The 12,018-nt window shown below is 33.1% G+C and carries 8 protein-coding genes; all 8 read right to left on the reverse strand.

Features of this window, described 5'->3' with window-relative positions; genetic code table 11:
* Nucleotides 1-91 precede the first annotated feature (91 nt).
* The 8 genes from ypfJ to B0A81_RS14750 all read right to left on the reverse strand — a co-directional run bounded on the left by ypfJ (nt 92) and on the right by B0A81_RS14750 (nt 11,946).
* Nucleotides 92-943 carry a KPN_02809 family neutral zinc metallopeptidase gene (gene ypfJ / locus B0A81_RS14715; RefSeq protein ID WP_089058740.1) on the reverse strand — a complete coding sequence of 284 codons (852 nt, stop codon included), beginning with the start codon at nt 941-943 and terminating at the stop codon, nt 92-94.
* A gap of 88 nt (nt 944-1,031) precedes the next feature.
* A complete protein-coding gene (locus tag B0A81_RS14720; RefSeq protein WP_089058741.1) occupies nt 1,032-5,084 on the reverse strand; it encodes a PAS domain S-box protein in 4,053 nt (1,350 codons plus the stop codon).
* 87 nt (nt 5,085-5,171) lie between these two features.
* Nucleotides 5,172-5,963 (reverse strand): DUF2189 domain-containing protein, encoded by a 792-nt coding sequence (locus B0A81_RS14725; RefSeq protein ID WP_089058742.1) that lies wholly within the window; start codon nt 5,961-5,963, stop codon nt 5,172-5,174.
* Nucleotides 5,964-6,074: 111 nt separating this feature from the next.
* Nucleotides 6,075-7,403, reverse strand: coding sequence for an aldehyde dehydrogenase (locus B0A81_RS14730; RefSeq protein ID WP_089058743.1), 1,329 nt, complete (start codon nt 7,401-7,403; stop codon nt 6,075-6,077).
* Nucleotides 7,404-7,477: 74 nt separating this feature from the next.
* Nucleotides 7,478-8,167, reverse strand: a complete 690-nt coding sequence (locus B0A81_RS14735) for an RluA family pseudouridine synthase (protein ID WP_089058744.1) — start codon at nt 8,165-8,167, stop codon at nt 7,478-7,480.
* Nucleotides 8,168-8,343: 176 nt separating this feature from the next.
* On the reverse strand, nt 8,344-9,162 hold the full coding sequence (gene panB / locus B0A81_RS14740; RefSeq protein ID WP_089058745.1) for a 3-methyl-2-oxobutanoate hydroxymethyltransferase: 819 nt from the start codon (nt 9,160-9,162) through the stop codon (nt 8,344-8,346).
* Nucleotides 9,163-9,212: 50 nt separating this feature from the next.
* Nucleotides 9,213-10,409, reverse strand: a complete 1,197-nt coding sequence (locus B0A81_RS14745) for an SH3 domain-containing protein (protein WP_089058746.1) — start codon at nt 10,407-10,409, stop codon at nt 9,213-9,215.
* Between the two features lie 109 nt (nt 10,410-10,518).
* Nucleotides 10,519-11,946 (reverse strand): L-serine ammonia-lyase, encoded by a 1,428-nt coding sequence (locus B0A81_RS14750; RefSeq protein WP_089058747.1) that lies wholly within the window; start codon nt 11,944-11,946, stop codon nt 10,519-10,521.
* Nucleotides 11,947-12,018 lie beyond the last annotated feature (72 nt).

Genomic DNA, 12,018 nt, shown 5'->3' on the forward strand with positions numbered 1-12,018 from the left:
ATGAACTTATATCGCTTATATGGTTTGAACAAAAAAAAAGCATGATAATTACATCATGCTTTTTGGTTGGTTATTATATTTGGTTGGTGTATTATCGAATTTCGTCAAATGTATTTCCCTGCTTAATATCGCCGGTTCTAAAACCTTTTTTAAACCAGTACATTCTTTGTTCTGATGTACCGTGTGTAAATGAATCAGGAACTACCTGACCTTGCATTTTGCTCTGTATTGCATCATCTCCAACAGCATTAGCTGCGCTCAATGCTTCTTCAATATCTCCTTCATCCAGCGTTTCTTGGTTGTCATGTGCCCATACTCCGGCATAAAAATCAGCCTGTAGTTCTAAGGCTACTGAAAGCTTATTGGCTTCGGCTTGGCTTTTACCTTCTTGTGCTTGATGCATTTTTTCAGAGGTTCCTAGTAATGTTTGTACGTGATGGCCAATTTCATGCGCTATAACGTACGCAATGGCAAAATCACCACCCTCAGCACCAAATTTAGATTTTAGTTCTTCAAAGAAGCCTAAATCCATATATACTTTTTGATCGCCTGGACAATAAAATGGTCCCGATGCTGATGAAGCTCCACCGCAAGCAGTATTTACAGAACCTTTAAAAAGCACTAATTTTGGGTTTTTATAGGTCATACCATTTTCGGCAAATATTTTGCCCCAGGTATCTTCAGTTTTGGCTAAGACAGATCTAACAAAATGTCCCATTTCTTCATCTTCCTTGCTTAATGGAGCAGCTGCTTCCGTTTGTGTCTGCTGTCCGCCTTGCATTTGTTCTAAAACTGGAGTGATAAACTGCGCATTTTCACCGCCAAAAACATTCACTAACAAAATAATGATACCGATAATTCCACCGCCAACGGCTACTTTTCCGCCAGAAATTGATCTTCTGTCTTCAACGTTATCACTTTCTCTGCTTCCTTTCCATTTCATACTTTGCTGTTTTTTAAAAAGTTATGTTTGTTATACGAATTTATATATTTTTTAGGAATTACATGATGTTAGATATGATTTACTTTTTTTATTTCAGCCATTTTGCCAAAATTTCTTCTACAATACCTTTCATAATAGGCTTTGAGATATAATCGTTCATTCCTGCTGTTATACATTTATTACGTTCTTCCTTTTCGGCGCCTGCAGTTACGGCAATTATTGGCGTGTGTTCTCCTGTTACAGTGCTTCTTATGGCTTTGGTGGTTTCATATCCATTCATAATTGGCATTTGAATATCCATAAAAACAATTGTCGGATTTATACTTTCAAATTGTTTTACAGCTTCGTAGCCATTTTCACATTCGTAAATAAGAGAATTGCTGTATAAATTTGAAATTATGGTTTTTAGCAGCAGCATATTAACTTTGTTATCCTCAACGATTAAAAATTTAATTTTCTCATTGTTTGGACTATTGTTAATTTGATCGTATTCTGAATTTAAAGTTTTAAGTTCAATATTATTTTTTTCTGTCCCGCTCTGGTTTCTGGTTTTTAAATTTAAATCGAAGAAAAAATTACTTCCTTCGCCAATTTTGCTTTCCAGCTGCAGTCGGCTGTCCATCAAAGCTAATAGTTGATTAGATATTGTTAATCCCAGTCCAGTTCCTCCAAATTTTCTAGTTGTAGAGCTGTCTGCTTGTGAAAAAGCTTTGAATATTTTTTTCTGATTTTTTTCAAGAATTCCAATTCCAGTATCTATAACAGAGAAACGAATAATGCAATTGTTGTTCTTCGTTTTTTTAACAACAGAAACATTTAGTCTGATAGAGCCTTCATTGGTGAATTTTACCGCGTTTGAAAGCAGATTAATTAATATTTGTTTTAATCGGACAATATCTGTCCAAATGTATTTAGGAACTTCTTGATCAATATTTAACTCCAGCTGAAGTTTCTTCTGATTAGATTCAAAAATAATTAGATCAAAAACTTGTCCCAGTACTTTTTTAATGTCGTATAAATCGATAAAGAGCTCAAGTTTTCCAGCTTCAATTTTAGAAAAATCTAATATGTCATTTATGATTTCTAATAAGGAATGGGCAGATTGATTGATAGTTGTGGTGTATTTTTCCTGAATTCCTTCGAGTTCAGTTTGCATCAATAAATGTGTAAAACCAATTATACCATTTAGCGGTGTTCTGATTTCATGTGATATATTAGCAAGAAAATCTGATTTTGACTTGTTTGCAGCTTCAGCCAATTGTTTTGCTTTTATGGCATCTTCAGTGACTTTTTTGTTTGTAATGTCAAAATAAATACCGCCTACAAATTCAATTTCGTCTCCTTTTTTTATTACATCACCAAATTCTTCGATCCAAATATATTCGCCGGTTTTTCTTTTAATTCGGTAAACATTATGAAGTGGAATTCCGTTTTGAAGATTGTGGATTTGATTCTTAATTACTTTTTCGCGATCATTTTGATGAATAAGGGATAAAAAGGATAAGTTGTTTTCTATAAATTCGGTTTTAGAATATCCCGTTAAATTTTTTATTTCGTCGCTTAGAAAAATTTTGGTAGATATTGCTTCAAATTTTGACAAGTAAACTGTTCCTGGAATATTGTTCGCAATTAATTTAAACTTCTCTTCACTTTCTAGAATTTTAGCCTCATTTTGGTTTCGTTCGAGAGCCGAGGAAATATTATTGGCTAAAACCTGAAAGATGTAAATTTCTTCTTCAGACCATTTTCGCTCAGTAGTGCAATCATCAAAGCCTATAAATCCTGTAAAAACATCATTAATATATAATGGCAGAACCAGAATCGATTTTATTTGATTGTCTAGTAAAAGCTGTTTGAAAAAGGTTTTTTTGAGTTTGCGCGTGTATGTTTTTAAAATACTTTTGTTAAGTACGGCCTTATGAATTTCTTTAAGATTGTCTTCTGTTAATTGTCTTAATGCTGTTATTTGGTGTTCGACACCGTTTCTTGACCATTTGTATTTTTGAGTAAAAGTATTTGTCGAAAAATCTTTTTCATAATAAAACATATGATCTGCTTTTGAGGCTTTTCCTATTAGATCATACGTTTCTTGAAACATTTCTTCGGTCGATTTGCTAAGTAAAAACTTCTCGGTACAAAGTGAAAGAGCAGAGAGTAATTGACTTTTAAATTCCAGTCTGCGTTCTGCTTCTAATCGCATTTGTGATGAAATTGCAAGTGAAATTACATCCGAAATGGTTTTGGCGTAGTTAATGTCTTCATTGTCCCAATCTCTTTTTTCCTCTGTGCTTTCAAAACAGACTACACCAACCAGTTTTCCGTTCAAGAAAATCGGAACGTCCAGCATTGATTTTATGTGGTTTTTTGTAAAGTATAATCGCTGAAATTCTGACGTTTCTAATTTGTTAAAAACATCTGGAGCATTTATGACAATTTTATTTTTGAGTGTTTCAAAATAGATCGGATAAGATTCCTGATCTAAAATATTCTTATCACTTGGACTTTGATTGTCACTGCTGAATAAGTTTTTGCAAGTAATTAAGTCTTTTCGGTATCTCCAAAAACTTACTCTATTTGATTTGCTTACGATTGATGCTTCTTTGATAATGTAATCAAGAATTGCATTTAAATTATCATATTTACTAAAGTCAGCAGTTGATAGTTTTTTTGTTGAGTTATTATATGCTTCAATTTTTTCGAGACGCCTTTTTTTCTCGTTTTCAGCATTTTTCGTTTCAGTAATATCTCTTGCAATTCCGGCATAACCAGTGGTTTGACCTAAATCATTTTTACGGATAATGATATTTTGAGAAATCCATATTTCTTGTCCATTTTTCTTTAAAATAGGGATCTCGATTGTTGGGAATTTGTTTTCGTTGACGACAATATTTTCATAAAAATCTACAGCGCCAATAGAATAACTTTCGTGAATAAAATTGGAATAATGATGTTTTAATATTTCATTTTCTGTGTAGCCTAGAAGTGTGTAAGCAAATTCATTTATGAATGTAAAATTACCATCGGCATCAATTTCAAAAATGATATCTCTCGCTGTTTGGATTAAGTTTTTGTATTGGTCTTGTACATTAAATTGTTCTGTAACGTCCTGTCCGATGCTTATAATTAAATCTTCAGTAAATTTTTTATCTTTCCATTGAATGTGTTTGTATTCGCCGTTTTTACTTTTCAGCTTCCATGTATAAGTTTTGTTTTCTTCACGACCAAGTGTTGGTTCTTTTTCAGGATGCTCATTTTCTTTTGCAAAGTGCCAAAAGTTTAAGCCAATAACTTCTTCTGGCTGATATCCTAAAATAGAAGAAATGGTTTCGCTGCAAAATAGTATTTTGCCTTTTTGGTTTGTTGCAATTGTTAGTGAACTTCCTTTTTGAACAATTTCATTTGCAAATCTATAGTTATCATCATTGTTTGATAAAACAGCATATTTTACATGATTTACAATGAAAATCAGGATGCAAAAATTAATTAATAAAACAGAAGATTTTATTGGAATTAAATGAAATAAAACAGTCGAAAGAAGAAATATGAACGTAAGACCCACAAAAAACCAATATATTTTTATTGGTTTTAAAATATTATATGAGAAGAAAAATGAGATTAAAAAAACAATAACGGGAACAACATCGTTGCTGAGGTGGACGATATTATAACATACATAGCTTATGTATATAAAAAAACAAGTAATAAATATGTTTTGAATTTTGTCACGCAGCCATTTTATTTTGTCTACCAGCAGATAAACGAAGAGAACAAAGAATCCAATCGAAACATTTGTTACTAATAAGCTTTTTGGACGAATTTTGAAGATCTCATTTATGATCTCAATTACAATAACCGCAATTCCAAAAAATAAAATGTAAAGCTGGTACTCCTTTTTAGCAGTTTCGGCTTCTTTTGTTTTTTCAATAAAATACCCAATTTTAGTTTTAATTTTAAAAAACTGGTAAATTAATAAAGCCAAAAAAGCGGCCAATGAAAGTCCGAGTATAATAAGTTTTGGACTATTGAAAAATATAATATCCGGACTGAGAGCATATGATTTTGTCATAATTGATTTCAGAGAATTACCAAAAGCGGTAATTCCTGAAGTCAATAAATTGAAAAAACTATAGCTTTCCGTCATAGATTTTGAGAGAGTTAGTTTTCGTAAACAGCATAAAAAAAACTCTAAAAAGACTTGCTTGAACTCTTTTTATTTTTGAATTTTTTATTAGAAATCTGATTGTCCGATAGAATCAATAGAATCTGGTTCTTCTTCTTCGCTAAAAATCGAAAAATAAGTAGCATATGTGATCGATGTATTGAAAACAGCTGTAAAAATCACACCAACACAACAAGCTACAAGACCTACTAATGATCCAAGAAATCCAATTATAAATAAACAGAATATTATAACAGGGTTTTTACTTACCAGAATTATACTTGATTTGATCGCATCTATGGCTTTTAAATCTCCAAAAATGATCAGAGGAATTGTAAAAAATGTGAAGAAATTGATGAATAAAGATACTCCTGTTCCTAAATATCCTAAGCCTAAACTTTCTGTAGAGTAAGAAATTCCATTAGTAACAAGTCCTATAATAAAAGCAACTGCAAACAATTGAAGGAAATAAGGAGCTCTATAATAAGTGAAAATTGTTGAAACATTAAATTCTTCGTCTTTATCTGCACAATCAGCCATTTTTAAAAATCCTGCGCCTAGAGGAGCAAATACAGCGGTAACCGCCGCAAGTGAAACAGCAGTTATTAATTGTTGAATGTAGCTTAAGTTTTGAATTTGAAAATTTTCTAGAAAATTCTCAGACAGGCTTTTAACGCCGTAAAAGGTTACAGCCAATCCCATAATTACAATTACGACTACGACTGAAAATACGAGAATTATAAGTCCGGAATACAATGCTATTTTCTTGAAATTTTCTAGGGCGTAGTTGAAAATAGTTGAAAAATCTATTGAATAGCCATTTTTTTTGATGTCTTCAATTTGGTCAAGTGTAGATTTCATTTTAATAGTAAAATTGTTAAATATATTTTGTGTTTGGTACCATGATAGTTAATGGTAAATATAATATATTTAATCAATTTCGTCTAAAATTCCTAGAATTGTTTTTGCCTCTTAAATCCAGCTTAATACCCTTTTTATTGAAGCTAGTTTGTCTTTGTAAGGAGCGTAACGCATAGGTAAATCAAGCCAGTTTGCTTTTTTTACAATTGCTTTATGATGAGAAAAAGTATCAAAGCTCATTTGACCATGATAAGCTCCGATGCCACTGTGTCCGACACCGCCAAAAGGAAGTCTTTTGTTCGAAAAATGAATTACGGTATCGTTGATACATCCGCCTCCAAAAGAATAGCTTGTGATCATTTTTTTTGCAAAAGATTTATCGTCGCTAAAAACATAAAACGCAAGAGGTTTTTCGTAACGGCTGATTACGTTATGAATGTCGTCTTCAGTCTCATAAACAAGAATTGGTAAAATTGGGCCAAAAATTTCTTCGCTCATTACCGGACTGTCTAAACTTGGTTCTTCAATTAGAGTAGGAGATATGTAAAGTTTGTCTGCATTTGTTTCGCCTCCAAAAATGACTTTGTCACGTTCAATCATCTGATCTAAACGTACCCAGTTTTTTGTATTAATTATACGAGCAAAATCTGGAGATTTGTCCATTTTTTTACCGTAAGCTTTTATGATTTCTTCCATTAAGAAAGTAATAAAGTTTACTTTCATATTTTTTTGAATCAAAATATAATCTGGTGCAATGCAAGTTTGTCCTGCATTAATAAATTTCCCCCAGACAATTCGCTTTGCTGCAAGTTTTAGATTGGCAGTTTCATCAATTATGCAAGGGTTTTTTCCGCCTAGTTCAAGAGTTACGGGAGTGAGATTTTCGGCTGCAGCCTTGGCAATAACTTTTCCAACAGTAACACTGCCGGTAAAGAAAATATAATCCCAGCGTTTGGCTAGTAATTTATTCGAAACTTCTATGCCGCCCTCAAAAACTTCGACATGGTTAATATGAAAAGTTTTTTCAATAAGTTTTGCAATTATTGCAGAAGTATGAGGAGTAAGTTCTGAGGGTTTTAAAACAACTCTGTTTCCTGCTGCAACGGCTGCAATAAGCGGACATAAAGCTAATTGAAAGGGATAATTCCACGGAGCAATAACCAATACATTTCCGTAAGGTTCTTTGTAAATGTAATCTGTAGATGGAAAATTAAGCAGAGAAGGAAAAACTCGTTTTGGTTCTGCCCAAGCACTAATGTTTTTGATCGTATCTTTTAATTCTGAAATGACATAATTTGTTTCAGTCAGAACAGCTTCAAATTCAGGCTTTTTAAAGTCATCATACAAAGCTTGTACAATTAAATCTTCGCTTTTTTGAATGTTATACAATAACTTTTTGAGCGTTTCTTTTCTGTACCCGATGTCGTTTTTATAGTCCATTTTATGATCAGCTTGTTTTTCTCTATGCAAGTTAATCGATAAAATTTAAAAAATTAACAATTATATCATAAAAATCAAATGGCATTCCAAACCGTTTCATCAGGTGTTGGCGCTATGATAGTTATGTTTTCTTTTGATACAGGATGAATAAAAACCAATTTTCTAGCATGAAGATGAATACCTCCGTCAGGATTGCTTCGGTCAAAACCGTATTTCAAATCTCCTTTTATGGGAGATCCAATTGCTGCTAATTGAGCACGAATTTGATGATGACGTCCCGTATGAAGATTAATTTCCAGTGCAGTGTAATTTTGAAGTTCTTTGATTATTTTATAATCTAAACTAGCTAGTTTGCTGTCTGGAACTTCTTTTAAATGTGCTTTTGAAGTGTTATTCTTTTCGTTTCTTTTTAAATAATGAACCAATTTAGCAGATGCTTCTTGAGGTTTATTTTTTACAACTGCCCAATACGTTTTTTGAGTTTCACGATTACTGAACAATTCGTTCATTCGTGACAATGCTTTACTGGTTCTCGCAAAAACAACAATACCAGTTGTTGGACGATCTAAACGATGAATCACACCCAAAAAAACATCTCCGGGTTTATTGTATTTGTCTTTTATGTATTCTTTTACAATATCAGATAATGGTTTATCTCCCGTTTTATCGCCTTGAACAATATCGCCTACGCGCTTATTAACCACAATAATGTGATTGTCTTCGTGAAGAACTTGGAGATTGTTTTTGTTGGAAATAATTTTCATTTGTAACCTGAAATTTTGAATTGAAAAAGTTTGGCTAAAGCCCAATAAATGAGCTTAAAAAATATACCTCCAGTTAAAGCTGGAGGCAATTGATTTTTAATTTTAAAAAAAACTTTGAACCTTTGATTCTTTGAGTCTTTGCTTCTAAAAAAGAAACCTTAACTTCTCAAAAAAAATTAATATTGTTCATTAGAATTAGGGAAATCACTAGATTTAACATCAGCTGCATATTGACCGATAGCTTTTGTCATTTCTTCGTATAAATTTAAGTAACGACGTAAAAAGCGCGGGCTAAATTCGTTGTTCATTCCTAACATATCATGAATAACTAAAACCTGTCCGTCAACGCCTCCTCCGGCACCAATTCCTATAACCGGAATTGAAATACTTTCGGCTACTTTTTTAGCTAAATCGGCTGGGATTTTCTCCAGAACAACTCCAAAACAACCAATTCTCTCCAGCATTTTGGCATCTTCAATTAATTTTTCTGCTTCAGCATCTTCTTTTGCGCGAACGCTGTAAGTTCCAAATTTATAAATTGACTGTGGAGTTAAACCCAAATGTCCCATAACTGGAATACCTGCGTTTAGTATTTTTTTAATTGATTCTTTAATTTCTTTTCCGCCTTCAAGTTTTACTGCGTGTCCGCCGCTTTCTTTCATGATTCTGATAGAAGAACGTAAAGCTTCTTTTGGGTCAGACTGGTAGCTTCCAAAAGGTAAATCTACTACAACCAAAGCTCTTTCAACAGCACGAACTACAGACGAAGCATGATAGATCATTTGGTCTAAAGTAATTGGCAAAGTCGTTTCGTGACCTGCCATAACGTTTGATGCAGAATCACCCACTAAAATCACATCGACTCCTGCGGTATCAACAATTTTAGCCATTGTATAATCATAAGCAGTAAGCATAGAGATTTTTTCTCCGTTGCTTTTCATTTCTATTAATGACTTTGTTGTGATTCTTTTATAATCTTTTTTTGCTACTGACATTTTATTTTTTTTTGATGATGTAAAAGTATTGAATAATTGTAAATTGAGAATCAGCAATAAAAGAATATTTCGATGCTGTATAATTTACCTTCTTTAAATTCTATTCTAAATTGACTGTCTTCCATTAGTATAGAATAGATATGAGGCGATTTTAACGAAGCTTCAATATAAGTTCCATATTTTTCAATGAAAGCTTTTTCGGACACGCTGTGGTCTAAAACCGAATTTGCGTTTATAATAAATTTGTTGTTTTCATTGATAAACACCTTAACGATTTCGGCTTGATTTTGTTTTTCATCTACAGATGATTGTAAATCGGGGTAATAATAAAATAAATCGCTTAAATAAATACCGCATTCGTCGCCAACACTTGCTTTTTTAGCGGGCTCTCCAAATGTTTTTACCAGCTCTTTTTGAGTTAAGTAAAGCGATTTTGTTTTGATTCCTTTTAACGAAAATTCGGCTTTTTTGACAAATGCAGTAATTTGTTCCGGCAGCTTATGTTTGGTTAAACCTTTTGTGAGAGCTATATTTAATTCAGTATCAGCGATTAATTTTGGATCATTTAGCTGTTTAACAACTTCATAATATCGTTGATATGCCGGCGTTAATTTGTCATATTCACTATTCCAAGCTAATTCAACAATTCTTTCGCTTATCGTTTTTCGTTCGGTTACAGCATTAACATCAAGCTTGTCGAAATCTTTCAATAAAGTGTCAAAGTTTGGTCTTGCACCAAGAAACTTTCTTAAAGTGAATTTTGTATACTCTTCATCAAAATTACCATTAATATTTACCCATTCTTCGGAACTTTTAGGAAGATAATTTACAGGCACCGCATCACCAGTAAATAAAATTTCTCTGATTTTTGAATTTTTATCGGGTAAAACTCTTGCTTTTAAACCTGCGGCTAAAACAAATAAATGATTACCGCCATAATAAGCATCGCCGCCTTCTAGAATTGGATTTTCATTATCTTTAATCTTAACATCTCTAGCATTTAAACTTTTTGCTACGAACTTATCAGGAACATAACCTTCGTTAAAATTATCGGCTTGTACTTTATACCAGCCATTTTTATTTTCTGATAATAATCGAACTTCGGCACCATATTTAAAATAACCTAAAAATTCAGCAGCAGTATTTGTTGTAGTATAAAGTCTTGTATCTGAGTTAAGAAAATAGCGCTGCTGCGAATGCAGTAAAACAGAGCAGAATAGGGCAATTATGAAGTTGAGGTTTTTCATGAAGTTTTTTTGTTCGTCACGAATTTCACCAATTTACACGAATAGTTTTTAACCAAGAAGGATAGAAATTAGTGTAAATTGGTGAAATTGGTGGCAGACTTTATAAATTTTAACAATCGGCCATATTTACAGCAACAGCCAATCCGCCTTCAGAGGTTTCTTTATATTTTGAATTCATATCTTTTGCCGTCTGCCACATAGTATTAATAACTTTGTCAAGAGGTACTTTTGCATTTTTAGAATCCGTTTCAAGTGCTAATTCGGCTGCATTTATAGCTTTTATGGCACCCATTGTATTTCTTTCAATACACGGAATTTGAACTAATCCGCCAATAGGATCACAGGTTAAACCTAAATGATGTTCCATTGCGATTTCAGCAGCCATTAAAACCTGAGCAGGAGTTCCGCCCATTAATTCGCATAGTGCAGCTGCTGCCATTGATGACGAAACGCCAATTTCGGCTTGACAACCGCCCATTGCAGCAGAAATAGTTGAGCCTTTTTTGAAAATACTTCCAATTTCTCCAGCAACCATTAAGAACTGCTTTATTTCTTTTTCGCCGGCTTTGTGGTTTTCAATTACTAAGTAGTACATTAAAACAGCTGGAATTACACCGGCGCTTCCATTAGTTGGAGCTGTAACAACACGTCCTAACGACGCATTTACTTCATTTACAGCAAGTGCAAAACAGCTTACCCATTTTAAGATTTGACGAAATTTTACTTCCGTTTTTCTTATTTCTTCAAGCCACGATTGCGGATCGTTATAGTTGGATAAACCAATTAAATTTTGGTGCATATCAAAAGCTCTTCTGCGTACATGTAATCCGCCGGGAAGAATTCCTCCCGTATGGGAGCCTATATACATGCATTCAAGCATAGTATTCCAAATACGCATAAGTTCTGAGTGAATTTCCTCTTCAGAACGCATCGATTTTTCGTTTTCGTAAACAATTTCCGAAATTGATTTTTGCTCTGTAACGGTATAGTTTAGAAGCTCAACAGCATTTTGAATTGGAAACGGGAAAGCACATTTTATAACTTCATTAATTTTGGCATTTTCGCGTTCTTCTTTCACAACAAAACCACCGCCAATAGAGTAAAATGTAGATTCGTACTCAGAATTATCAGCTTTATAAGCCGTAAATTTCAGTCCATTTGCATGAAAAGGAAGGAACTCTTTATTGAAAACAATATCTTGAAGAAAATAAAAAGGAACTTTATATTGATCTGCGAGAATTATCTCGTTTGTATCTTCAATGTTTTTTATAATTCCAGCAATGTTTTCTACCGGAATATATTCAGGATCTTGACCGCTTAAGCCCAGCATTACTGACAAATCAGTAGCGTGTCCTTTACCAGTTAAAGAAAGTGATCCATACAAATCGACTTTTACTCGAGTAACTTGATCTAAAAGCGATTCATTTTTTAACTCTTCTAAGAAGCGTTCGGCGGCTCTCCAAGGCCCCAAAGTGTGTGAGCTTGAAGGGCCGACACCAATTTTAAGCATATCAAAAACAGAGATACATTCTTCCATTGTTCAATTTTTGTTATGACAAAGATAATTGAATAATGCAATGAAGTTTTACTTTCAATTAGAAATCTTGCG

The sequence above is a fragment of the Flavobacterium plurextorum genome, assembly GCF_002217395.1.
Taxonomy (GTDB): domain Bacteria; phylum Bacteroidota; class Bacteroidia; order Flavobacteriales; family Flavobacteriaceae; genus Flavobacterium; species Flavobacterium plurextorum.